This is a genomic window from Xylanibacter sp. (assembly GCF_057607445.1).
Genome location: NZ_DBLZAX010000018.1, coordinates 1 through 26,071 on the forward strand (window position 1 = coordinate 1; position 26,071 = coordinate 26,071).

Sequence of the window (26,071 nt, forward strand, 5' to 3'; positions counted from 1 at the left end):
ACAGTTCAGAGCATTGCTCCGAGGAGTTATTGACATACCATTCTTCCTCTTTAGGCTGACTAAAATTTATGCGTAATATTTTCTTTCCCCACTATTTATCGAGTGAGCCCACAGATATCCAACAAGATTTCTACGACCAACTTAAACTAACGATTAAACACAATTTTATAAATTTCCAAAGGGATTTTTACAAAAAAAATAAAAGGAAGAAAACAATAATAATGTCTCTTCCTTTCAAATGCATTTAAACTTTCGTAGTGGATAGGGGAATCGAACCCCTATGCCAAGATTGAGAATCTTGTATCCTAACCATTAGATGAATCCACCTTAAATCACAGCGGAAGCTGGGGGATTCGAACCCCCGGTACGATAAACTCGCACGGCAGTTTAGCAAACTGCTGGTTTCAGCCACTCACCCAAACTTCCTTTCCGGTTTATTGTACCGAAGCATTCTCGCTCAAATGCGATGCAAAGGTATGCATTTATTTTTATCCCTGCAAATTTTTCTGGAGTTTTTTTTCATTTAATTCAAAAAAACTTTTTTACACCTTATTATATATTATAAACGCTCCTTTATGGAGTCAAATTTTAAGCATTATCTAACTGTAATATGGAAGCACCCCTGTTTAACCTCATACTTAACATAACACCGATTATTCTCACGCATATCACGCAAGACCTCACTTAACACCCACTTAAGCGTATCATTTCTTACCATTCGGCCTTTGCTTCCATCTAGTTTATTAATAGTTTTATAGCGATTATAACATACATCAAAAGTTGTACCATACAAATGACATGAATTTTCCGTTGCATTTCCATTGTAATTCCGAAGTTTCATCACATCTTCTTTTGACCGGAGAACACTAGTTACAATTATTTGATGCAATGGTATATTTTTTATTCTTAGGCTATCATAATACGCCCTACCAATATCATTGAGTAGGACAGCTGCGCGTGGAACCAAATACGGAATACTACTGCGCAAAGGATCTATAAAATAATAAGGATTTGCACCAACAAAAACAAGTTCTTTTTTTCTATTTTCTGCATCTTCTCTATTTTCAACAGGTTTTACTCCATACTTATTGGCAGAAACTAGCTGCACGTCATTATTGTCAGGGAATGTACGACTAAAACCAGGCACACTATTTATACGATTACGTACCTGTGTTCCTTCTGCATTATAGAAAGACGTCAACTTAAATATTGAAGAAACCACGTGCCCCCCATCACCTACACTATCCTTTTTACCCAAAGTGTTAATGCTAGAATCATTTAAAGCATCATTCACGACAACAGGCCTATTTACATTTTTATCTTTTGCGACATCAGGAAAAATCAGACGTATCATAGCCAAAATCAAAACTATGGCCACAAAACTCATCAAATACCTATTTTTTGTTATTTTCATACGTTCTTTATTTATTCAACATAGAAACAAAAAAAGACTCACATCTTTTTGTATCAATCAACATTAAAATTTCGAATTGTTGAAACAATTTCATTGATAATTTCTGGATTTGGCAATTCTTTAACATCTCCACACAAGGCTATCGAGAAGTTATCTGCCAAACATTCTTCCGGATTTATAACATACCCTGTATTTCTTCCTACCTTATCATAAAAATCGGATGCATCATCCAATTTATACATCAACATCTTTCCATCCTTCATTACCGGAGAAAATTTATCGTCAAGCGGAACCAATCCGATGTGCACATAATCAAAAAAAGATCCTCCGGCATAATCACGATCAGAACAAATAACCATTGTGCATGGCTGTTGTTTTCCACCGACACTTAACATGGCATAGCTATCATAATGATTCACATCCGGATTAGATATAAATCGTTCGGTCACATCATCAGAAAACTTTATTTCTCTATTCAATATACTGAATCCTATTATTTTATACATTGACTTCCTAAAATCAATATTATTTCGTGTCATCACATGAAACAACTCATGAGCCAACAGCTTAGCAAGCCTTTTGGTATTAACTTTTTTCAAAAGACCTTCACCTAAACAGACTACTTCGCCTCGAGTATACGCTGCTGCACCTCCCTCCTCTTTCATCGTTGTTTTTATAAGCAGTACTTCTTGAGGGATAGGAAGCTTCAAGCCCTTTCGAGCAATAGCATCATCCAATATTGCAAAAGCTTTAACAACAGAATCTTTTTCTGTATCTGTAAAATCTCTAGTCTCTCGTCTTATCATGTCTACCATATCGTCATGAGTAGCATTCTTTTTACCCACACGAGCCTCCAAGTCAAATTTCCCAAGACGTTCTACATAACCCTTAGAAACAGCCAACACATTATTTGCTTCCTCCTTATCCGCAAATCTGAGAGAATAGCTATCATTATTACCATAAGATAAACAACAAAACGAGACGAGGCATAAGCCAAACGAGACTGCACGCTGATAAAACTGTCCAATAATATACATAATTTAAATTTAAATAAAACGATGCAAAGATAATGTAAGTATATGTAAATACAAAATAAATATGTTTATTGCATACAGAAAGGACGTCAACAATTAACATAATTTTATCCATGACAAAATAGCAACATTTTTTATTGGAAAATCCAATTAAAAACAATATCATCAAAACAAAATATTTCTTGCAACAAACAAAATACATAGACTTTTAAATATATCTTCAACTCATATCAATGCCATGGCCATGGCATCCATTCAAGATTATATCACTAAGACATATGGAGAGAAAAACAAATTTAAATGAAATCTATCCCCTATATGACAAAAGCCTTTTATCAATAAATACAATATAGCGATACAATCATAACATTCTCACACCTATACGCTATCAGCCCAAGAATAGAAAAAAGATAAGAAAAACGATGATATATTGAAAAAGTTTCTGTAATTTTGCACAATAATATTAAATTCGAATAAAATTGATCGAGAAGCACATTGTACTTGAGGATATTGACCCTGTAATATTATACGGAGTCAACAATACGCATTTGCAAATAATCAAGGCACTATACCCAAAGCTCAGGATAGTTGCACGTGATAATGTCCTACGCGTATTAGGAGACGAAGAGCAAATGGCAAACTTTGAAGAAAACATTGAGAAAATACGCAAGCACGTCTTAAAATACAACTCGATTAATGAAGATAATTTAATCAACATAATTAAGGGCGGGAAGATTAACGATGATACTTCGAGTGATGTTGTAGTATATAACATCTCTGGAAAACCAATAAAAAGCAGAAGTGCCAATCAGCAGAAACTGATTGATGCGTACAACAACAATGACATGCTGTTCGCAGTCGGTCCTGCCGGCACGGGCAAGACATATTTAAGTATAGCTCTTGCTGTAAAAGCCCTCAAAGAGAAAGCGACAAAAAAAATAATATTAAGTCGTCCGGCTGTTGAGGCTGGAGAAAAGTTAGGCTTTCTGCCAGGTGACATGAAAGACAAAATCGACCCATATCTGCAGCCCCTATATGATGCACTTGAAGACATGATTCCTGCTGTTAAATTACAGGACATGATTGAGAAACATATCATCCAGATTGCGCCATTGGCATTTATGCGTGGACGAACACTCAGTGATGCTGTAATAATTCTCGACGAGGCACAAAATACGACATCTGCTCAAATACGTATGTTTTTAACCCGACTTGGTTGGAATGCAAAAATGATCATAACAGGCGACCTTACTCAGGTTGACTTACCGCATGGAACGACTAGTGGGCTACGAGAAGCTATACGTGTATTAAATGGCATTGAAGGAATCTCTTTTATAAATATGAACGAAAAGGATATCGTAAGACATAAGCTTGTCACACGAATAGTCAATGCATATGAAAGAGATAAAGAAATAAAGAACAAGTAGAAAAGGTTTTACAATAAATCAACAAGAATGAAAGCACTTACAAGAACAGATTTCCATTTTGATGGACAAAAAAGCGTATATCATGGTAAGGTACGCGATGTTTACAACATTAACGACGACATTATCGTAATGATTGCCACAGACAGAATTTCAGCTTTCGACGTTATTCTGCCTAAAGGAATACCTTTTAAGGGTCAGGTTCTTAACCAGATCGCATCAAAATTTCTGGATCAAACAAAGGACATTTGTCCAAACTGGAAACTTGCCACTCCCGATCCAATGGTTACAGTTGGTCTGAAATGCGAAGGATTCCGCGTTGAAATGATTATACGTTCAATTCTGACAGGTTCGGCATGGCGTGAGTATCAAAAGGGATGTCGTGAAATTTGTGGTGTTAAACTGCCCGATGGAATGAAAGAGAATCAGCGTTTCCCCGAACCAATAATAACACCTACAACAAAGGCTGACGAAGGTCATGACATGAATATTTCCAAAGAAGAAATAATCGCTCAAGGCATTGTAAGTAAAGAAGATTACGAGGTAATGGAGGACTATACACGTAAGATTTTTGCACGCGGACAAGAAATTGCAGCTGAACATGGTCTTATCCTCGTTGATACTAAATACGAATTTGGAAAAAGAGACGGTAAAGTTTATCTTATTGACGAAGTACATACTCCAGACAGCAGCCGTTATTTCTATGCAGACGGTTATGAGGAGAAATTTGAGAAAGGTGAGCCGCAACGCCAATTATCTAAAGAATTTGTACGTCAATGGCTTATTGAACACAACTTCATGAATGAGCCTGGACAGACAATGCCAGAAATAACAGACGAATATGCCGAAAGTGTAAGCGAACGCTACATTGAATTGTTCGAGAACATTACCGGTGATAAATTCGACAAAGCTGCTGAAGATGGTGATATTGCAGCACGAATCGAAAACAATGTGAAGAATTATCTAAAAAACAGATAATAATTCATATTGACAAAATACCTCTATAGCATCATGCCTTTTTATAAATCAGATAAAAATGACCTACAAACAGGAACGTATAACGCCATATAATAACGGGGAAGAAAAGAGCAAGCAGGTTGAAACAATGTTTGATACCATAGCTCATTCGTATGATCTGCTTAATCACAGGCTGTCACTTGGCATTGACTATCTTTGGAGAAATACGGCCATAAAACAGCTTAAGCCCTTTAAACCTCTTAAAATACTAGATGTTGCGACAGGGACAGGTGATTTTGCGATAAAATCAGCCAAGGAGTTATCCCCTGAAAAGGTCATTGGCATTGATATATCAGAAGGCATGATGCGTATTGGTCAAGAGAAAGTTAAGAATGAGAGACTGAGCGAAATCATAAGTTTTGAAAAGGAAGACTGCGAACATCTCTCTTACGCAGACAATACATTCGACGCAATAATAACCGCATTTGGAATCAGAAATTTTCAAAATCTTGATGCTAGTTTAAAGGAGATGTGCAGAGTATTGAAAAAGGGAGGACACGTAAGTATTCTAGAACTTAGCCAGCCTGTAAGTTTCCCAATGAAGCAATTATTTTGGATATACTCTCATTCCGTACTACCGCTATATGGAAAACTTGTTTCTAAAGACAAAAATGCGTATCGTTATTTAACAACAACAATAGAAGCATTTCCACAAGGTGAAGTGATGACAGATATCATAAAAAAAGCCGGGTTTACTGAAGCTACATTCAAACGTTTAACCTTCGGCATTTGCACTTGTTATTTTGCAACTAAATAAATATAAGTCTATGGATAAATATGGATTAATAGGTTACCCATTAGGTCATTCATTTTCAAAAAGTTATTTCAACGAAAAATTTGAAAATGAAGGAATTAATGCTGAATATATCAACTTTGAGATTCCGACACTCGACTCCCTTCCGGAAATTTTAGCTTCTAACCCGGAACTGAAAGGCCTTAATGTTACAATACCATATAAAGAAAAAGTTATCAGTTATCTTGACTCCATAAGCCCCGAAGCAAGAGCTATAGGAGCAGTAAATGTTATACGCGTTGACCATAAAGGTAATGATACTTATCTGAAAGGCTTTAACAGCGATGTCATTGGTTTTACAAAAAGCATTGAGCCCTTGCTTGAAAGATTTCATAAAAAAGCATTAATATTAGGAACAGGAGGGGCATCCAAAGCTGTAAACTTCGGTTTAAAATCACTAGGCCTTGAAACAGTATTCGTAAGCAGATTTGAACGTCCTGGAACGATACAATATTCACAAATCACCCCTGACATAATTCAGGAGTACAATGTTATTGTTAATTGCACTCCATGCGGAATGTATCCGCATATAGACGAGTGTCCTCAATTGCCATATGAGGCAATGACAAGCAAGAACATCCTTTATGACTTGCTCTATAATCCCGATGAAACTCTTTTCATGAAAAAAGGAGCCCAACATGGCGCCACTGTAAAAAATGGATTAGAAATGCTTTTATTACAAGCATTTGCAAGTTGGGAATTTTGGCATAATAAAGAATAAGACGTAATTTTTGTTCCATATACATAAAAATATATTTAAAATGGATTTACACAACCGCTACATGATGCGTGGTGTTTCTGCAGCAAAAGAAGATGTACACAACGCAATAAAGAACATAGATAAGGGTATCTTTCCACAGGCATTTTGTAAAATAATACCAGACATTCTAGGAGGCGATCCTGAATATTGTAATATTATGCATGCAGATGGCGCAGGTACTAAGTCGTCATTGGCTTATATGTATTGGAAAGAGACCGGTGACTTAAGTGTATGGAAAGGCATTGCACAAGATGCACTAATTATGAATACGGACGACCTGCTTTGTGTTGGAGCTGTAGATAACATACTTGTTTCAAGCACAATCGGACGAAATAAAATGCTGGTACCAGGAGAAGTCATATCTGCTATTATTAATGGCACTGACGAACTTTTAGCCAGCATGCGAGAAATGGGCATTGGAATTTATGCAACAGGAGGTGAAACAGCTGATGTTGGCGATTTAGTAAGAACAATTATTGTCGACTCTACTGTTACATGTAGAATGAAACGTAGCGACGTAATCAACAACGCCAACATTCAACCAGGCGATGTCATTGTCGGACTTGCCTCATTTGGCCAGGCAACATACGAAACAAGCTACAACGGAGGTATGGGCAGCAATGGCCTGACTAGTGCACGCCATGACGTGTTTGCTAAATATCTTGCAGAAAAATATCCAGAAAGTTACGATCATGCAGTTCCTGACGAACTTGTTTATAGTGGTCATTATCACCTGGACGACAAATTAGCAGATGTACCTGTAAATGCAGGTCAGCTAGTCCTCTCTCCTACCCGTACATACGCACCAGTTATTAAACGCATTCTTGACGAATTACGTCCGGAAATACATGGTATGGTACATTGTACAGGCGGAGCACAAACAAAAGTGCTACACTTTGTAAATGACAATTGCAAGGTTGTCAAAGACAACATGTTCCCGGTTCCACCTCTTTTCAGAATGATTAGAGAGGAAAGTCAGACTGACTGGAAGGAAATGTATAAAGTGTTCAATATGGGACACAGAATGGAGATATATGTAAAACCCGAATTTGCAGAAAAAGTAATTAATATAAGTAAGAGTTTCAATATAGACGCTCAGATTATCGGACATATCGAAGAAGGAGAAAAGAGTCTGACCATTAAATCTGAATTTGGAGAATTTAACTATTAATTATATGCCCGAAAACAATAGTATTTTAGAAAAGCTCGAAGGACTTGAAAGCAGATATGAAGAGGTTGCCACATTGATAACAGACCCATCTGTCATTTCAGATCAGGAAAGATACGTAAGACTTACACGAGAATATAAAGACCTCGATGAGATAATGAAGGCCAGAAAACGATATATTGCCTGCATAAACTCAATAAATGAGGCTAAAGATATTCTTGCCAACGAAAGTGATCCGGACCTGAGAGAGATGGCCCGTGAAGAACTTCAAGCCAATGAAGAGTTACAGCCTAAAATTGAGGAGGAGATAAAAATTGCCTTAGTACCGAAGGATCCGGAAGACGCCAAGAACGTCCAAATGGAAATTAGAGCCGGAACGGGCGGTGACGAAGCAGCACTGTTTGCAGGCGATTTATTTCAAATGTATAAAAAATACTGTGATTCAAAAGGCTGGTCCCTGTCTGTAACAAGCGTAAGTGAAGGAGCTGTTGGCGGATATAAGGAAATAGACTTTGCTGTAAGCGGCGACAATGTATATGGAATACTAAAATATGAATCTGGCGTACATCGTGTACAACGTGTACCAGCCACAGAAACACAGGGCCGTATGCACACAAGCGCTGCAACAGTAGCTGTATTGCCCGAAGCTGATAAATTTGAAGTTAACATCAACGAAGGCGACATTAAGTGGGACACATTCAGAAGTTCCGGTGCCGGAGGACAGAATGTAAACAAAGTGGAGTCTGGAGTTCGTCTTAGATATCCATGGAAAAATCCGAATACCGGTGAAGTTGAAGAAATTCTTATTGAATGTACTGAAACACGAGACCAGCCTAAGAATAAGGAAAGGGCACTTTCAAGATTGCGTACTTTCATCTACGACAGAGAGCATCAGAAATACATCGATGATATAGCTAGCCGCAGAAAGACATTGGTGTCAACTGGTGACAGAAGTGCAAAGATCAGAACATATAACTTCCAGCAAGGACGTGTAACAGACCACAGAATCGGCTATACAACACATGATCTGTCCGGATTCCTGGCAGGAAACATACAAGATATGATAGACGCCTTAACTGTAGAAGAAAATGCAGAACGCATGAAAGAGGCTGAACTATAAATCCTAATGTTTGGGTGGATTATTTATATGAAATAAAAGTTTTATATAAGACTTGGCAATTGCAAAAATCTGAGCATCAGCCATTTCATATAAAAGAATTCACTTAATAAATAAAAACATAAATTCAGAAAAAATGAACAGAAAACAATTAGTTGACCAAATATTCAGCAAACAATCTTTTCTGTGTGTCGGACTCGACACTGATATCAAAAAAGTGCCGGAATGTTTACTGAACAACGAAGATCCTATATTCGACTTCAACAAAGCCATAATAGATGCAACGGCACAATATTGTGTTGCATACAAGCCAAATTTGGCTTTCTACGAATGCATGGGTGTAAAAGGAATGATATCATTTGAACGTACGATAAAATACCTCAAAGAAAACTATCCTGACCATTTCATAATAGCAGATGCAAAACGTGGCGACATAGGAAACACATCCTCTATGTATGCCCGTACATTCTTTGAAGAATATGATATCGACTCATTGACCGTTGCGCCTTACATGGGCGAAGACAGTGTTACACCATTCCTCAACTATGAAGGCAAATGGGTTATTCTATTGGCACTCACAAGCAATAAAGGTTCACATGATTTTCAGCTGACAGCCGACCAAGACGGCGAAAGACTTTTTGAAAAAGTCATACGTAAGTCACAGGCATGGGGTGATGAGCAAAACATGATGTATGTAGTTGGTGCCACTCAGGGCTCAATGTTCCAAGACATACGTAAAGTTGCTCCTAATCACTTCTTACTTGTACCTGGAGTTGGAGCACAAGGCGGAAGCCTACAAGAAGTATGCAAATACGGAATAATCAAAGACTGCGGACTATTAGTAAACAGCAGCAGAGGTATCATTTATGCCTCAAACGGAAGCGATTTTGCTGAAGCTGCAGCAATTAAAGCTGAAGCCCTGCAAAAAGAAATGGCCATAGAATTAAACAAAATAAAGTAGGTATAAAAATCCTCCGGCATTAAAGCAAATGTCGGAGGTTTTCTTTTATAAAATATAGTCATAGACATAAGCACTGTCAGAATGTCACACAATTTGCACTTATTTTGACTTTCTGATTTCAAATAGTAGGCTATTTTTCCATTGAACACTGATTCTACTCTGAAAAAGCCATAAAATCCGACTATTGCTCATTCAACAGAAAAACCTCTCATTTTCAAGCAGTTAAAGCAGTTAACAATAAATTCTAAGCACAATATCAGTCTAAAAAACATCTAAAATGCCACCTATTACAGTATAGAATGCAGCATTTTACATGTCAAAACACATTCAATCAGCCACACAAATACAGTTAAATAGACGACAAAACTCAATGACTTCCAACCAAGAACAAGCAAATATATGTGTTTTGAAGATAAAGTATTAGCATAAAAGTAATCAAGCATCGCATTTTATCCGCTAAAACATAACATTAGCCGACACATTAAAAAATTACACTTTGACAGTCCATACATTATTTTGTTTTCCTTTTGTCAATCATAAAAGCAGCATTTAAGAGGTAGATATTATTCACAGAAAGTTTATTCCATCTCATACGGGCCTTAACATCAGTTAACTTTCATCATCAAGCTATTTTATTGTATATCAAACAAATAAACTGTATATTTGCATTTGCCACATGCTGTTATAACATATATCATGAATCAGATTTCAGCTATAATGTAAAACACCAGTACTACTTATTTACCTTTTGAAGTTGTACAACATATAAAACAAGCGAAATGAATGACAGTAAAATAATAAATGACCCAATCTTCGGATTCATAAAGATACCTCATGGTCTTCTGTTAGATATTGTTGAGCATCCGCTAATGCAGAGGCTTACACGAATAAAGCAACTTGGACTTACATCTATGGTGTACCCTTCCGCACAACACACTCGCTTTCAGCATTCTATCGGTGCATTCCATTTAATGAGCGAAGCCATTACGTCATTAACCCAAAAAGGAATATACATATTCGACAGTGAAGCTGAAGCTGTTGAGGCTGCTATACTAATGCACGACATTGGACATGGCCCATTCTCTCATGTCTTAGAGCATACATTGATAAGCGGAATAAGCCACGAAGAAATATCCTTGCTTATGATGGAACAAATTAACAAGGAAATGAAAGGAGAATTGAATTTAGCACTCAAAATATTCAAGAATGAATATCCAAAAAAGTTTCTGCATCAGCTGATAAGCAGCCAGCTTGACATGGACAGGCTAGACTATCTCAGACGTGACAGCTTTTACACGGGAGTGTCTGAAGGAAATATTGGCAGTGCCAGAATAATAAAGATGCTTGATGTACACAATGATAATCTTGTTGTAAATTCAAAAGGGCTGTATTCTATCGAAAATTATCTAATGGCAAGACGTCTGATGTATTGGCAAGTGTATCTGCATAAAACAACTGTCTCCAGCGAAAAAGTGCTAGTAAACGCTCTCTTACGTGCAAAAAGACTTGCACATGAAGGCAAGGAAATTTTCGCAACACCCTGTCTAAGATATTTTTTATACAATGACATCGATGCAGAGACATTCAGAAATGACAGACAAGCCCAGCTGTATTACACAAAACTCGACGACAGCGACATTCTAAGTTCCCTTAAAGTATGGACAGACAGCAACGATAAAGTGCTGTCGATTCTTTCCACAGATATCATAAACCGCAATATCTTCAAAGTTGAAATTTTCGAAAATCCTGTGGACGACGCCTATGCTGAAAGCAAGAAACGTACAATTGCAGACATGTTCAAAATAAGTTTAGAAGAAGCAGGTTATCTCATGAGCATTGACACAATACAAAAAGATATGTACGATGTTAATGAAGACCAAATCACTATACTGTTCAAAGACAATACAACAAAAGACATTTCTGAATCTTCAGAATTGTTGAATATTGCATTACTTTCAAAAAAAATCAGAAAATATTATTTATGTTATCAACGTTTTTGAATAAATTTATTTATCTTTGCAGATAATATGTAATTAAATTGCAATGGAATTTACAGCAAACCAAATAGCAAGTTTTATCCAAGGCAAAGTTGAAGGCGATGAAAATGCCACAGTAAATACATTTGCCAAAATTGAAGAGGGAAAACCAGGAGCTATATCATTCCTTTCAAATCCCAAATACACACACTATATTTACGAAACACAATCAAGTATTGTGCTTGTCAACGAAGACGTTGAGTTGACAAAACCAGTCAAAGCCACCTTGATTAGAGTAAAGAATGCCTATGAATGCGTTGCAAAACTTCTGCAAATGTATCAGGCTGCACTTCCTAAAAAAAGTGGCATAAGCTCAATGGCTTTCATATCACCTAAAGCGACAATTGGCGACAATTGCTATGTAGGTGCTTTTGCATATATAGGCGAGAACGTTGTTATCGGTGAAAATACACAAATATATCCACATACGGTTATTGAAGATGGTGTTAAAATTGGAAATGGATGTATCTTATATCCTAATGTCACCATCTACAAAGAGTGTAAGCTAGGCAATAATGTTACAATTCATGCCGGCACCGTCATTGGCGCAGACGGTTTTGGATTTGCTCCAAATACTGATGGATATGACAAAATACCACAAATTGGCATTGTAACTATTGAAGATAACGTTGAAATTGGAGCCAACTCATGCGTAGACCGTTCTACGATGGGAACAACAATTATACGTAAAGGTGTAAAACTTGACAATCTTGTACAGATTGCTCACAATGTTGAAGTGGGCGAAAATACTGTAATGTCTGCTCAGACAGGCGTTGCAGGTAGTACAAAAATTGGCAAAGGCTGTATGTTTGGAGGTCAAGTCGGCATTGCAGGACATGCAACAATTGGTGATAAGACTTTCCTTGGTGCCCAGTCTGGAGTGCCAGGCAACCTTAAAGGCAATGAGACTCTCATCGGAACGCCGCCGACTGACCCAAAGGCTTACTTTAAGTCTATTGCATTAACACGCAGGCTACCAGAAATTTACAAAGAGCTCAACGAGTTAAAACATGAAGTTGAAAAATTAAAAGAGACATATAAATAAATCATGGAAATGTCAAAACAGAACACACTTAAAGGCAGTTTTGCACTGTGTGGAAAAGGTCTTCATACTGGATTAAATCTGACAATCACCTTTAATCCGGCAAATGAAAATACCGGATATAAGATACAAAGAATCGATCTTGAGGGTCAACCCATCATTGATGCCATTGCTGAAAATGTCGTTGACACCCAACGTGGAACTGTATTAGGGAAAGGTGATGTAAGAGTATCAACCGTAGAACATGGACTTGCCGCTCTGTATGCTTTAGGCATTGACAACTGCCTTATACAGGTAAATGGTCCTGAATTTCCAATTTTAGATGGCTCAGCAGCACAATACATTGAGAAGATCCGTGAAATTGGAATCGTTGAACAGAATGCTCCAAAAGACTTCTATATTATACGCCACAAGATAGAGGTAAAGGATAAAGAATCAGGTTCATGCATTACTATTCTGCCAGATGAAGAATTCAGCTTGACCGCAATGTGCTCTTTTGACTCTAAATTCATAAATAGTCAATTTGCAACACTTGACAAAATTGAAGATTTTGCCACAGAAATAGCTCCAGCCCGTACATTCGTCTTTGTAAGAGACATCGAACCGCTCTTAAAAGCCAATCTTATTAAAGGCGGCGACATGGATAATGCTATTGTGATTTATGAAAGACAGACAACCCAGGAGCGTCTTGATCAATTGGCAGATTTCTTACATGTACCACATCTTGACGCAACAAAACTGGGATACATTCAGCATAAACCGCTGGTATGGGAAAATGAATGTACAAGGCATAAGCTGTTAGACATAATAGGCGATATGGCACTTATCGGCAAACCTATTAAAGGCCGTATAATAGCCACTCGTCCAGGGCATACAATCAACAATAAGTTTGCACGCCTCATGCGAAAAGAAATCCGTAAGCATGAAATACAGGCTCCAATATACAATTGCAATGAAGCACCGCTTATGGACGTAAACCGCATTCGCGAATTGCTTCCGCATCGTTATCCCATGCAGCTCGTTGATAAAGTGATAGCTCTTGGACCGAGCAGTATCGTTGGCGTAAAAAATGTCACCAGTAATGAACCTTTCTTCCAGGGACATTTTCCCCAAGAGCCCGTTATGCCTGGCGTTTTACAAATTGAGGCTATGGCACAGTGCGGTGGCTTGCTTGTTCTTAACACTTTGGAAGAGCCCGAGAGATGGTCAACATATTTCATGAAGATTGACGATGTGAAGTTTAGACAAAAAGTTGTACCGGGAGATACTCTTTTATTTAAAGTTGACCTTCTTGCTCCTGTACGCCATGGTGTATCTTCTATGAAGGGATATGTATTTGTAGGAGATAAAGTCGTATCAGAAGCTACTTTCACAGCTCAAATAGTAAAAAATAAATAACCCATAAGGCAGATTTACTTCTGCCTTATTTTAAAATATTAGCCATGAATAATATAAGTCCGTTAGCATACATACATCCTGAAGCCAAAATTGGTGACAATAATATTATCGGCCCATTCTGTTATATTGATAAAAATACAGTAATTGGCGACAATAACGTATTACAAAATAATGTAACGATTAACTACGGAGCACGCATCGGAAATAATAACGAAATCTTTCCCGGTGCAAGTATTAGTACAAAGCCACAAGATCTTAAATTCAAAGGTGAAGATACGACATGCGAAGTTGGTGATAACAATAGTATACGTGAAAATGTAACTATATCACGAGGCACAGCATCTAAAGGGACAACAAAAGTTGGTTCAAACAATTTGCTGATGGAAAACATGCATGTTGCTCACGATTGTGTTATCGGTAATGGATGTATTATTGGAAACTCAACAAAGTTTGCAGGAGAAGTTGTTGTTGACGACTATGCCATTATTAGTGCAGTTGTTTTATGCCACCAATTCTGCCATATTGGTAGTTATGTAATGATTCAGGGAGGATGCCGTTTCAGCCAAGACATACCACCTTTTATCATTGCCGGAAAAGAACCGACGAAATATTGCGGAATAAATATTGTGGGATTAAGAAGAAGAGGATTCAGCAACGAATTAATCAACAATATACATGAAGCTTACAGACTTCTGTACTCTAAAGGAATCCTAAAAGAGGGTATTGAAGAAATAAGGAAAAAGCTGCCTGTAACAAAAGAAATTGAATATATAATTAATTTTGTTGAAAACTCTAAGAGAGGTATAATAAGATAAATACCTTCTGTGATGAAGACACTTTTTGTAATAGTTGGACCTACAGGGGTAGGAAAAACATCATTATGTCTGAAGGTTGCCGAACACTTAAATACGGTTATTATTAATGCTGACTCTCGGCAGGTTTTTAAAGAAATACCTGTAGGCACAGCTGCACCAACAAAAGATGAGCGTAAATCAATTAGACATTTTTTTGTTGGCAATCTTCATATTAATGAATATTACAACGCCTCAAAATATGAACAAGATGTTTTAAAATTATTAAACATCTTGTTCAAGTATAAAGATAATGTAATCATGTCTGGTGGCAGCATGATGTACGTTGATGCAGTATGCAAAGGTATTGACGACATACCATCGGTTGATGACAACATTAGAAAAACACTTCAAGAAAGATTCGATAAAGAAGGTCTTTCTGGCATTAGCAAAGAATTGGCATTATTAGATCCTGATTATTACGCAATTGTTGATAAGAATAATCATAAGCGCATAATACATGCATTAGAAATATGCTTATCTACAGGCAAGCCATATTCTTCTTTCAGAAAAAACATAACCAAAGAAAGACCTTTTAGAATTATAAAAATCGGTCTTAATATGGACCGGCAGAGATTATACGAGAGAATAGACTTACGTGTAGAGCAAATGATTCATGATGGCTTAATTCAAGAGGCTCTAAACGTCTATGAATATAAAGATCTAAATGCATTAAACACTGTTGGTTACAAAGAAACATTTGAATATCTAGACGGATTATGCACACTTGACAATGCAATATTTAGGATAAAAAGCAATACACATAAGTATTGCCGTAAACAGCTTACATGGTTCAGACGTGATCCCAATATACATTGGTTTTCACCCGACAATATTGAAGAAATCATAAATTACATAAACACATTCATATAAACTGTACTTTTTTTGTACATTTGCAGAATAAATAATACTAAAATTATATGTTCAACAACAACAATGATTCACGTATCGGTAGATTTATCAAAACGTGTCTGAACAAAATTAAAGGTTTTTGGCCTTGGTATAAAGGACTTTATATAGGTCGCAAATGGTATACAAAAACTTGTGTAGCAATTCTGTCTGCCATAATCACATTTTTTGTGTATCTTATAATGGTTGATATTAACTTCTTATGGTTATTTGGAAAGTCTCCCGGCTTTTCACAGATAATGCATCCTACAACAAGCGAGGCATCTGAAATATATAGTGCAGACGGCGTTATGATAGGCAAATATTTTAGTGAGAACAGAACGCCTGTTAAATATGAAGAAGTAAACCCTCTCTTCTGGAAAGCTTTAATTGATACAGAAGATGAACGCTTCTACAAGCACTTTGGTGTTGATTTCACCGGATTATTTGCTGTAGCAAAAGATATTATTGTACACCATGAAGCACGTGGTGCATCCACTATTACGCAACAGCTCGCAAAAAACATGTTCCGCGTCAGGACACAGTATTCAACAGGATTGTTGGGATATATTCCGGGGGTACGCATGCTTATTATGAAAAGCAAAGAATGGATTATTGCAACAAAGTTGGAAATTCTATACGATAAAAAAGAAATTCTTACGATGTATGCTAATACCGTAGATTTTGGTTCAAATGCATATGGCATAAAAACCGCATGTAAGACATATTTTAACACAACTCCATCTGAAATGACTGCTGAACAAGCAGCTGTTTTGGTTGGTATGCTAAAAGCTACAACATATTATAACCCTATTACGAATCCTGAGAATAGTCTGCAACGCAGAAATACTGTCTTGCACAACTTAATGACACATAAGGATATCACAAAAGATGATTATGATTCTTTAAGTGCAATACCCATAAAAGTAAACTATAGTGTTGAAAGCAATTATGATGGTCAGGCAAAATATTTTCGTGAGGCAATAGCTGACTATCTTAAGGATTGGTGTAAGGAAAATGGATATGACCTGTATAGTAGCGGCTTGAAAATCTACACTACGATAGATACCCGCATGCAAAAATATGCTGAAGAAGCCGCAATCAAACAAATGAAACAGGTACAAAGAAACTTCAATAGTCATTGGAGCGGTCAAGACCCATGGAGAGATGAGAACCATCAGATTATACCAAACTTTATAGAGAATATAGCTCAGAAATTACCGGTATACAAAACATTATTACAAAAGTTTCCCAATAACCCCGACTCTATTCAATACTATTTGAATAAGCCACACAAAGTCAAATTATTTGATTATGAAAAAGGCACCATTGAAAAAGAAATGAGCACAATGGATTCCATCAGGTATATGGTTAAATTCATGCATTGCTCATTCGTTGCGATGGAGCCACAAACCGGAGCAGTCAGAGCATGGGTCGGAGACATTGACTTTAACTCATGGAAATATGACAAAGTTACAGCTATGCGCCAACCAGGTTCAACATTTAAATTATTTGTATATACAGAAGCAATGAACCAGGGACTTACACCCTGTGATAAGAGAAGGGACGAATACATAAGAATGCAAGTATATGACAAAAATAAGCATGAAATGACTTCATGGACTCCAACAAATGCCAATGGCAGATTCTCAGGAGACTCCATTCCCTTAAAAAGCGCATTTGCGAAAAGTATCAACTCGATTGCTGTCAGACTTGGGCAGGAAATGGGAATAAAGAACATTGCCAAAACAGCACATGACATGGGTATTAAAAGTCCTTTGGACGAAGAGCCTTCATTAGCGTTAGGTGCTTCTGACGTTAATCTGTTAGAAATGGTCAATGCATATTGTACAATAGCAAATGATGGTAAACATATAGAACCAGTCCTTGTGACACGTATAGTAGACAAAGACGGAAGAGAGGTATATGTAAGTTCTACAGAGGAAAAACAAGTTATACCATATAAAAGCGCATTCTTCATGCAACAGCTACTTATGGGCGGTATGCGTGAACCAGGTGGAACATCTCAAAGTTTATGGGCATATACTGACACTGCACGTGATACAGACTTTGGAGGCAAGACAGGAACATCAAATAATCATTCAGATGCATGGTTTATGTGCGTAAGCCCGAATCTTGTAACAGGCGCATGGGTTGGTGGAGAATACAGAAGTATTCATTTCCGCACAGGCGCTCTTGGACAAGGAAGTAGGACGGCATTACCTATTTGCGGATATTTCATTCAGGCACTTATGAAAGATCCTGAATTTAAAAAGTATCATGGCCGATTCCATAAGCCAGATGATGAAGACATAACTGCAGATATGTATAACTGCAGCAGTTATGTACCTGCTAAAAAAGATACGACACAGATTGACAGTACCATGGTAGAGGATGAAGAACTTCTTATTGACGAAGAAGGCAATATACTTCCAAGAGGAAACGAAGATAACGAAATCTCAAAAGAAAATAATCCCGCCATCAATACAGATAAAGGTAACGTACAACAATCTGAAGATAAAAAAGAAAAAAAGAAAAATAAACCTCGTGAAGAACAGATTAGATTTGAAGACTTATAAGAAGTTCAACTTTGGAACCGAATTCACAAATTGATCAGTCAAACAAAGAGTTTCAAGAAGCTCTTCAGATATTAAAATTTACCCGCCGCTCGCTTTTCCTTACAGGTAAAGCGGGGACGGGTAAATCAACTTTTTTAAGATATGTCAAGTCTAACATAAAAAAGAAAATTGTTGTTCTCGCCCCAACTGGCATATCTGCAATCAATGTAGGAGGCGCAACACTACATAGCTTTTTCAAACTCCCATTTCACCCAATATTACCCAATGATACTCAATTTTCAGTAAGGCATTTACGCAATACACTAAAATACAATGGTGAAAAATGTAAGCTGCTACGAGAGGTTGAGCTCATCATAATTGATGAAATTAGCATGGTAAGAGCTGACATCATCGATTTTATAGATAAAGTATTACGGGTATATTCGAGGAATATGCGCGAGCCTTTCGGCGGAAAACAATTATTACTTGTAGGAGATATTTTTCAGTTAGAACCAGTTGTCAAGGAGGATGAACGGAAACTCCTTCAGCCATTCTACCCTACTAGTTTCTTCTTTGATGCAAAGATATTTAAAGAGATAAAACTAATATGTATTGAATTAAATAAAATTTACAGACAAAAAGACAGTCAGTTCATCAACATACTCGATAAGATAAGACTTGGTGACGTAAATGACTATGATTTAAAAATATTAAACAGCCGTTATAAAGAAGAAAACCACGAGTTCAAAAGTGAAAAGCTCGTAATAACATTATCAACACGTAGAGATACTGTAGATTATATAAATGAAAATAAGCTAAAAGAACTTAAAGGATCATCAACAATATTTAATGGGAAAATTGGTGGAGAATTTCCAGAAAATAGTCTACCAACACTCACAAAATTGGAACTCAAGCCTGGTGCACAAGTAATATTTATAAAGAACGACATAAACAAAAGATGGGTAAATGGTACTCTAGGTATTGTTGAAACTATTGACGTTGAAAAAGGATTAATATATATAATCACAGAAGACGGTAACGAATACGAAGTTTCGAGGGAGAGATGGAGTAATATGAAGTACCGTTTCAATAACAAGGAACAAAAAATTGAAGAAGAAGAAATTGGATATTTTATACAGTTTCCAATAAGATTGGCATGGGCAATAACTATACACAAAAGCCAAGGCCTAACATTTAACAAGGTTATTATTGACCTGACAGGGGGTGTATTTGCCGGAGGCCAAACATACGTCGCCTTATCAAGATGTACATCATTAAACGGTATTACACTCAAATCGCCAATAAGGCACGAAAATATTTTCGTACGAAAAGAAATATTGCAATTTGCTCAAAATTACAACAATTCAACACTTATAAAAAAAGCATTAAGTGAATCTGCCGCAGATAAAGAATATTACGAAGCAGCAAAAGCATTTGACAACGGAGACTATGAAAACTTCTTAAAATACTTTTTTAAAGCGATACACAACAGATACGATATAGAAAAACCTAGTGCCAAGAGACTTATCCGTAAAAAATTAAATAAGATAAATACACTAAAAGGTGAAATAAAATGCCTCGAAGAAAAATTAAATAAGCAAGAGGCTTTCTTAAAAAGACTTGCAGCAGAGTATACGATACTAGGTAAAGAATGTGAAAATGAAAAAATGTATGAAGCTGCTATAGCTAATTATAATAAGGCATTAGAATTATATCCAGATGCACAAGAACCTTCCAAAAGGATAAATATTTTAACTAAACGAAAACAAAAATAAGCAATCTTATAGAAACCAGATTTATTTAGATTACGCAAAAATTTAGACAATGCCTAAATATAAAAAAGAGACATGCACAAATTGTGCAGTCTCTTTATATGAGTAAGAGTAATACACTAGGAATTAACAGTACCACCCACAATGTCAAGCAACTCATTTGTAATAGCCTGCTGACGACTCTTATTATATTGGAGATTCAAATCTCTCAGAAGTTCATCAGCATTATCTGTTGCTGTCTGCATAGCAACCATACGAGCTGCATGCTCACTGGCATTACTATCAAGCAATGCTGTATATATCATTAAATGTGATAGTTTAGGAATAAGTGAGCACAACACTGATTCCATATCAGGTTCAACAATAAAATTGTCATTAAGAGGCTTTACTGCCTCTTTGGCATTTGAAGAAACCTTACCTTTCTTACGTATATACTCTTGGGCTTCCAAGGTTGCAATATTAGATGTCAAATCTCGCTCATCATCAAAATCCAATTCCTCTTTGATATTAATTGGTAAGAAAGTTTTTTGAGTCAAGATTTGTGAACCAGCACTTTTGAAATGATGATAAATCATCTCTATGCGATCAAACTCACCATCGATGAATTTCTGCGAAAGTAAATCCGCAAGTTCTATACATCGATGCAAATCAGGCTTATCAGCAATTTCAGAGAAATCTCCACCACAGTTCAAGCCGAGTTTCGTCACTTTTTCAGCAACCTTTCGTCCAATAGGATAAACAACAATATTATCCATACCTACCAGACGCTGGTATTTATCAATCGCCTGCTGCATGGCCTTAATAACATTTGCATTAAAACCACCGCATAAACTGCTATTAGATGAATATACAACAAAAGCAACTTTTTTTACAGGTCTCACAGTATTATATACAGTTGTAGCATCAACTTCTGAAGCCAAAAATGCTTTTAGTATATGCTCTAGCATAGATTCATAAGGAAGCATGTTCCCTATCATGATCTGTGCATGATGCAGTTTTGACGACGCAACCATCTTCATAGCACTCGTTATTTTACGAGTGCTATTTACAGATGATATACGATTTTTGATTTCTTTTAGTGACGGCATAAATCAACTATTTTTTATATTGCCCTGCAATATCAGCCATTACAGCCTCAATAGTTTGGGTTATTTGATCATCAATTTTTCCTTTAGATAAAGCATCAACAACATCTTCATGTGAAGAACGCATCTTATCCAAAAAGGCATCTTGGCATTCACGCACCTTTTCAACAGGTACATCATGCATTAGACCATGTGTTCCACAATAGAGTATTGCAACTTGCTCACCTACAGGCATTGGACTATATTGTGGCTGTATCAAAAGTTGATTATTCTTACGACCTCTATCAAGTGTCATAGCCGTTACAGCATCCATATCACTTGAAAACTTTGAAAAAGATTCCAACTCTCTATACTGTGCTTGATCTATTTTCAATGTTCCCGCAACCTTCTTCATACTTTTTATCTGCGCAGAACCTCCTACACGACTTACAGAAATACCAACATTAATTGCAGGCCTAAATCCCTGATTGAACAAGTCAGTCTCAAGATAAATCTGTCCATCAGTAATAGAGATAACGTTAGTTGGAATATACGCAGATACGTCTCCTGCCTGAGTTTCAATTATAGGCAAAGCAGTAAGCGAACCACCACCTTTAACATGCCCTTTCATACACTCAGGCAAATCATTCATATTCTCTGCAACCTCTTGCTGGTCATTTATTCGTGCTGCACGCTCCAACAAACGACTATGCAAATAGAACACATCTCCAGGATAAGCTTCACGACCAGAAGGACGACGCAAAATAAGTGAAACCTCACGATATGCAACAGCTTGCTTAGACAAATCATCATATACGACCAAAGCCGAATAACCGCGATCTCTAAAATATTCACCTATTGCAGCTCCTGCAAAAGGTGCATAATATTGCATAGCAGCAGGATCTGCTGCTGTAGCTGCAACAACAATCGTGTATGGCATTGCTCCATGTTCCTTCAATGTAGATACTAATGCCGCAACAGTTGAGGCTTTCTGACCAATAGCTACATATATACAATAAACAGGTTTACCAGCATCGTAAAAACTCTTTTGATTTATAATAGTATCTACAGCAATTGCTGTTTTACCTGTTTGTCGGTCTCCAATAATAAGCTCACGCTGACCTCTACCAATTGGAATCATAGAATCCACGGCTTTCAAACCAGTTTGTAAAGGTTCTTTTACAGGCTGACGATAGATAACACCTGGAGCTTTTCTATCCAATGGCATTTCAAACGAATTCGTCAAATCAATGTCACCTTTACCATCTATAGCCTGCCCCAATGGATTTATGACTCTTCCCAGCATATTATCATTCACCCTGATGCTGGCAATACGTTTTGTACGCTTTACCAACATTCCTTCCTTTATCTCGGAAGTAGAGCCAAGTAGCACACAACCAACGTTGTCCTCTTCAAGGTTCATGACAATAGCCATAGTCCCATTTTCAAATTCAAGAAGTTCATTAGCTTCAGCATTTCGAAGACCATAGATACGTGCTACGCCATCGCTTACCTGAAGGACAGAACCTACTTCATCAAACTTTGCGCTATCATTAATCCCTTTCAGTTGTTCCAAAAGAACTTGAGATACTTCGCTTGGTTTAATTTTATCAGACATATTACAATTAATTTTATTACTTAAGCTGTGACAAAATAGAATTTAATTGAGACTTTACACTAACATCCATTCTATAAGTATCATATTCTATTATGAAACCACCAAGAATTTCAGGTTTAATCTCTGTCTCAAATTCAACATTCCCATTTGTCTTACTTTCAACCAACTGCCTAAGCCGTTGCTCCGTAGAAGGAGATACGGCTGTAGCAGTCAAAAGTTTAGCACGGATTAAATTCTTGTTTTTCCTATATAATGTAATATATGAATTTGCAATGAACTGCATCATGTTTTCGCGCTCTTCCTTCAAAACCAAATCAATAAAGACTTGTGTAAGTTTACAAGGATCTCCGCCTAAAGCAATAATAAATAAATCTTTTTTACGCTTCTTTGAAAACATGGGATTATCTATCGTAAACCTAAAATCAGGAACTTTTATATAACTGGCAGATAAAGTCTGCATTTCTGCATATACCTTATCCTCCAATTTTGCCTCTAAGCTTGCCTTTAACAAGGCACGGGCATATCTAACCGATATTAATCCGAAATCCATATTAACTATTTTTTATTAGACAAAGAAATTTCATCCAGCATACGTTCAATCAAATCCATCTGTGTTTTTTCATCACCAAGCTTTTCTCTCAATACTTTCTCAGCAATTTCAACACTCAGCGTTGCAACTTGTTTGCGGATATCGCTAACGGCAGTCTGTCTTTGATTCTCAATTTCAACCTTCGCTTCTGTAAGCAATCGGTTACTTTCCTCATGAGCTTTGTCCTGTGCCTTTTCAACGATAGCATCGCGCGTTGCGGCAGCCTCTTTTAATATTGCAGCCTGACGCTCGCGTGCTTCCTGTAAAAGAGCATCGCTTTCAACTTTGATATTAGCTAATTTTTTGTTTGCCTCATGTGCCTTCTGAAGACTGCTGTCTATATAATCTTTACGATCATTGACCATCTTGACAATAACTTTAAAGCCAAACTTGCTTACAATGCCAAGTACAATCAGAAACACAATCGTCATCCAAAATAACAAGCCAAAATCAGGTGTTATTAATGACATAAGCTGTTAAGATTTCTATTTCTTTAATCTAAAATTTACACGAAAAGTGCCAACAATGCAATAATAACAGCAAAGAAAGCAACACCCTCAACAAGAGCGGCCGCAATAATCATAGAAGAACGCAAATCGCCTATTATTTCCGGCTGTCTTGCCATTGCATCCATTGCTTGACCACCAATTTTTCCAATACCAATACCTGCACCAATTGCAGCTATACTACCACCAATTGCGGCACCTAACTTTGCTACAGCATCTGCTGCTAATAATAATGAAATCATAATCGTAATTTTTTAAAGTTATTTATTTTTATTTTAATCAAAAAACATATTTATTCTGCTGCATGCTCTTTAACCTGAGACAATGATATAAACACAGCGCTTAACATAGTGAAAACTAACGCCTGAATGAAACATACGAGTAATTCCAGCAACATCATGAAAACACTCATAAGAACACTCACAACAGTCATTGATGCACCTGCCACTGCATTAATTCCAAACATTATAAAAATCAGGCACGTCAATGACAATGCTATTGCATGCCCTGCCATCATATTAGCAAATAGTCGAATCATAAGAGCCAAAGGTTTAGTAAAAATACTAAAGAACTCTATGAAAGGCATAAGTGGAACAGGCACCTTTAACCACGTAGGCACATCCGGCCAAAAAATCTCTTTCCAATAAGCTTTCGTTCCTGTAAAGTTTGTTATAAGGAACGTACACAAAGCCAAGAAAAATGTTATAGTGATATTACCTGTTAGATTTCCACCTCCGGGCGGGAATGGCACAACCCCCATAATATTTGACAAAAAGATAAAGAAAAAGCACGTTAATAAATATGGTGCAAATCTATCTGTATTTTTACCCAAAGTTGCCTTAATAATATCATCATAGATATACATAATAAACATTGTCATCAAACCTGTAAAACCTTTAGGCGCAGGATCTTCAGGACGATGTTTTTTACACCATCTTGCAGGAATTAAGATACAAATTAGGAGAAGTATGGAATTGATAAATAAAACCACAACCGTTTTGGTTATAGAAATATCAAATGGACGAACTTCTTTACCAGATATCACTTCACATATTTTATTCTCATTATCTTGACTACCGGAAATATATAGACCATACGGTCCAGGACGATTTCCAGCAGCATCCTTCTCTTCAGAAAATTCGGCACTGCTAAACACATGCCATCCAGTAGAACTCTTCACTATAACAGGAAGATTTATTACAATAGGATGACCATTAATATCAGTGATATGCCATTCATACGCATCCTTAATATGCCCAAACAAAACGCCTTGCAAATCAAGCCCTTTTTTATCATCTGTATGCTCTGACGCACTTATAGGTGCTATTATGAATACTAGCATGAACAAGCATAGTATTTGTCTGATCTGTCTCATCTGTCAATCTTTAAGAGTATAACATTTTTCTACATGAGCAAAGAATACACTGTCAAAAACAAGCATTACAATATAAAAGCTCATAAAAAGCAGCGCAAAATCACGTATAGAGTTTTTATCATGACATATTAAGCAATAAGCCGTTACTACAAATGCGGCTGATACAAGACGCAAAGCAGAAGCTGCCAGATAAAATTTTGTCATAACATTAGGAGATGTTTTAGCCATCTTTCTCCAAAATACCACATATATGGAATTTATGAATACCGTATATAATGCGCTTATAGCCAATGCATTAACAATAGAATATTTTAACACATTCATACTTATCGCAGCACTACACAATAATGTAAGTGCCGCAATAAGCCATAGACTATATTTAAAATATCTTTTACTTGTTATGTCTACTTTTTTATTCATATCCATAACTTAAGCTATCTCAACACAAAGGCTGACAACATTTTTTTGAACTTCTACAAAGCCGCCAGTAATTTGAATCTGATTTCGCACACCATTAACAGCATACTCAACCTTTCCTGTTTGAAGTGAGGAAATGATTGGAGCATGATTATTCAATATTTCAAAAGCACCTTTTGTTCCAGGTACCAATACGCTATCAACCAATCCCTCAAATTCAACTTTTTCAGGTGATACTATTTTCAATCTTAAACTCATGCCTATCAGAT

24 protein-coding genes and 2 tRNA genes are annotated in these 26,071 nt (G+C 36.7%); 14 read left to right on the top strand and 12 right to left on the bottom strand.

The annotated features are described in order from the left end of the window. Positions 1-255: 255 nt before the first annotated feature. The 4 genes from ACZMIG_RS12370 to ACZMIG_RS12385 form a co-directional block, all read right to left on the bottom strand. Positions 256-327 (bottom strand) — tRNA-Glu (locus ACZMIG_RS12370). An 11-nt stretch (positions 328-338) separates the two neighbouring features. Then, positions 339-426, bottom strand: a tRNA-Ser gene (locus tag ACZMIG_RS12375). 169 nt (positions 427-595) lie between these two features. Then, positions 596-1,414, bottom strand: a complete 819-nt coding sequence (locus ACZMIG_RS12380) for a DUF5715 family protein (protein WP_487889643.1) — start codon at positions 1,412-1,414, stop codon at positions 596-598. Positions 1,415-1,467: 53 nt separating this feature from the next. Beyond that, on the bottom strand, positions 1,468-2,451 hold the full coding sequence (locus ACZMIG_RS12385; protein WP_487889644.1) for an eCIS core domain-containing protein: 984 nt from the start codon (positions 2,449-2,451) through the stop codon (positions 1,468-1,470). A gap of 476 nt (positions 2,452-2,927) precedes the next feature. Here ACZMIG_RS12385 and ACZMIG_RS12390 point away from each other — a divergent pair, with 476 nt between their 5' ends. From ACZMIG_RS12390 to ACZMIG_RS12455, 14 genes are all read left to right on the top strand, one after another. After that, on the top strand, positions 2,928-3,875 hold the full coding sequence (locus ACZMIG_RS12390; RefSeq protein ID WP_021854311.1) for a PhoH family protein: 948 nt from the start codon (positions 2,928-2,930) through the stop codon (positions 3,873-3,875). A 27-nt stretch (positions 3,876-3,902) separates the two neighbouring features. Next, positions 3,903-4,850 (top strand): phosphoribosylaminoimidazolesuccinocarboxamide synthase, encoded by a 948-nt coding sequence (locus ACZMIG_RS12395; RefSeq protein WP_021854310.1) that lies wholly within the window; start codon positions 3,903-3,905, stop codon positions 4,848-4,850. A gap of 58 nt (positions 4,851-4,908) precedes the next feature. Beyond that, positions 4,909-5,646: a bifunctional demethylmenaquinone methyltransferase/2-methoxy-6-polyprenyl-1,4-benzoquinol methylase UbiE gene (gene ubiE / locus ACZMIG_RS12400; RefSeq protein ID WP_021854309.1), complete on the top strand. Its 738-nt coding sequence runs from the start codon at positions 4,909-4,911 to the stop codon at positions 5,644-5,646. A gap of 10 nt (positions 5,647-5,656) precedes the next feature. After that, complete coding sequence (locus tag ACZMIG_RS12405) at positions 5,657-6,403, top strand: shikimate dehydrogenase family protein (protein ID WP_021854308.1); 747 nt, start codon at positions 5,657-5,659, stop codon at positions 6,401-6,403. Positions 6,404-6,443: 40 nt separating this feature from the next. Continuing rightward, on the top strand, positions 6,444-7,613 hold the full coding sequence (locus ACZMIG_RS12410) for an AIR synthase-related protein (protein ID WP_021854307.1): 1,170 nt from the start codon (positions 6,444-6,446) through the stop codon (positions 7,611-7,613). Between the two features lie 4 nt (positions 7,614-7,617). Beyond that, positions 7,618-8,730 carry a peptide chain release factor 1 gene (gene prfA / locus ACZMIG_RS12415; protein ID WP_021854306.1) on the top strand — a complete coding sequence of 371 codons (1,113 nt, stop codon included), beginning with the start codon at positions 7,618-7,620 and terminating at the stop codon, positions 8,728-8,730. Positions 8,731-8,863: 133 nt separating this feature from the next. Continuing rightward, positions 8,864-9,688, top strand: coding sequence for an orotidine-5'-phosphate decarboxylase (gene pyrF / locus ACZMIG_RS12420; protein ID WP_021854305.1), 825 nt, complete (start codon positions 8,864-8,866; stop codon positions 9,686-9,688). Between the two features lie 779 nt (positions 9,689-10,467). Then, positions 10,468-11,688 carry an HD domain-containing protein gene (locus tag ACZMIG_RS12425; RefSeq protein WP_053398348.1) on the top strand — a complete coding sequence of 407 codons (1,221 nt, stop codon included), beginning with the start codon at positions 10,468-10,470 and terminating at the stop codon, positions 11,686-11,688. A gap of 43 nt (positions 11,689-11,731) precedes the next feature. Next, on the top strand, positions 11,732-12,769 hold the full coding sequence (gene lpxD / locus ACZMIG_RS12430) for a UDP-3-O-(3-hydroxymyristoyl)glucosamine N-acyltransferase (protein WP_053398347.1): 1,038 nt from the start codon (positions 11,732-11,734) through the stop codon (positions 12,767-12,769). A 3-nt stretch (positions 12,770-12,772) separates the two neighbouring features. Beyond that, entirely contained in the window at positions 12,773-14,164 is a 1,392-nt protein-coding gene (locus ACZMIG_RS12435) for a bifunctional UDP-3-O-[3-hydroxymyristoyl] N-acetylglucosamine deacetylase/3-hydroxyacyl-ACP dehydratase (RefSeq protein WP_053398346.1), read from the top strand. Positions 14,165-14,208: 44 nt separating this feature from the next. Then, positions 14,209-14,979, top strand: a complete 771-nt coding sequence (gene lpxA, locus ACZMIG_RS12440) for an acyl-ACP--UDP-N-acetylglucosamine O-acyltransferase (RefSeq protein WP_021854301.1) — start codon at positions 14,209-14,211, stop codon at positions 14,977-14,979. Between the two features lie 12 nt (positions 14,980-14,991). Continuing rightward, entirely contained in the window at positions 14,992-15,888 is an 897-nt protein-coding gene (miaA, locus tag ACZMIG_RS12445) for a tRNA (adenosine(37)-N6)-dimethylallyltransferase MiaA (protein WP_487889645.1), read from the top strand. Between the two features lie 47 nt (positions 15,889-15,935). Beyond that, positions 15,936-18,482, top strand: a complete 2,547-nt coding sequence (locus ACZMIG_RS12450) for a transglycosylase domain-containing protein (protein WP_021854299.1) — start codon at positions 15,936-15,938, stop codon at positions 18,480-18,482. Further along, positions 18,479-20,236, top strand: coding sequence for an AAA family ATPase (locus ACZMIG_RS12455; protein WP_487889653.1), 1,758 nt, complete (start codon positions 18,479-18,481; stop codon positions 20,234-20,236). Before ACZMIG_RS12450 ends, ACZMIG_RS12455 begins: the two co-directional genes overlap by 4 nt. A gap of 116 nt (positions 20,237-20,352) precedes the next feature. On the opposite strand, the gene ACZMIG_RS12460 is transcribed toward ACZMIG_RS12455, so the two are convergent. From ACZMIG_RS12460 to atpC, 8 genes are read right to left on the bottom strand one after another with little or no spacing between them, the layout of a single operon-like run. Beyond that, complete coding sequence (locus ACZMIG_RS12460) at positions 20,353-21,321, bottom strand: F0F1 ATP synthase subunit gamma (protein WP_021854297.1); 969 nt, start codon at positions 21,319-21,321, stop codon at positions 20,353-20,355. 7 nt (positions 21,322-21,328) lie between these two features. Beyond that, positions 21,329-22,915 carry a F0F1 ATP synthase subunit alpha gene (gene atpA / locus ACZMIG_RS12465; protein ID WP_053398342.1) on the bottom strand — a complete coding sequence of 529 codons (1,587 nt, stop codon included), beginning with the start codon at positions 22,913-22,915 and terminating at the stop codon, positions 21,329-21,331. Positions 22,916-22,931: 16 nt separating this feature from the next. Continuing rightward, positions 22,932-23,465 (bottom strand): F0F1 ATP synthase subunit delta, encoded by a 534-nt coding sequence (locus ACZMIG_RS12470; protein WP_021854295.1) that lies wholly within the window; start codon positions 23,463-23,465, stop codon positions 22,932-22,934. Positions 23,466-23,470: 5 nt separating this feature from the next. Next, positions 23,471-23,974, bottom strand: a complete 504-nt coding sequence (atpF, locus tag ACZMIG_RS12475; protein WP_487889646.1) for a F0F1 ATP synthase subunit B — start codon at positions 23,972-23,974, stop codon at positions 23,471-23,473. 35 nt (positions 23,975-24,009) lie between these two features. Continuing rightward, on the bottom strand, positions 24,010-24,252 hold the full coding sequence (atpE, locus tag ACZMIG_RS12480) for an ATP synthase F0 subunit C (protein WP_302023401.1): 243 nt from the start codon (positions 24,250-24,252) through the stop codon (positions 24,010-24,012). 50 nt (positions 24,253-24,302) lie between these two features. After that, positions 24,303-25,385 (bottom strand): F0F1 ATP synthase subunit A, encoded by a 1,083-nt coding sequence (gene atpB, locus ACZMIG_RS12485; protein ID WP_053398339.1) that lies wholly within the window; start codon positions 25,383-25,385, stop codon positions 24,303-24,305. 3 nt (positions 25,386-25,388) lie between these two features. Further along, the gene (locus ACZMIG_RS12490; RefSeq protein ID WP_125104159.1) at positions 25,389-25,811 is read right to left on the bottom strand and encodes a hypothetical protein; all 423 of its coding nucleotides are present in this window, start codon (positions 25,809-25,811) and stop codon (positions 25,389-25,391) included. A gap of 3 nt (positions 25,812-25,814) precedes the next feature. After that, a complete protein-coding gene (gene atpC / locus ACZMIG_RS12495) occupies positions 25,815-26,060 on the bottom strand; it encodes an ATP synthase F1 subunit epsilon (protein WP_021854290.1) in 246 nt (81 codons plus the stop codon). Positions 26,061-26,071 lie beyond the last annotated feature (11 nt).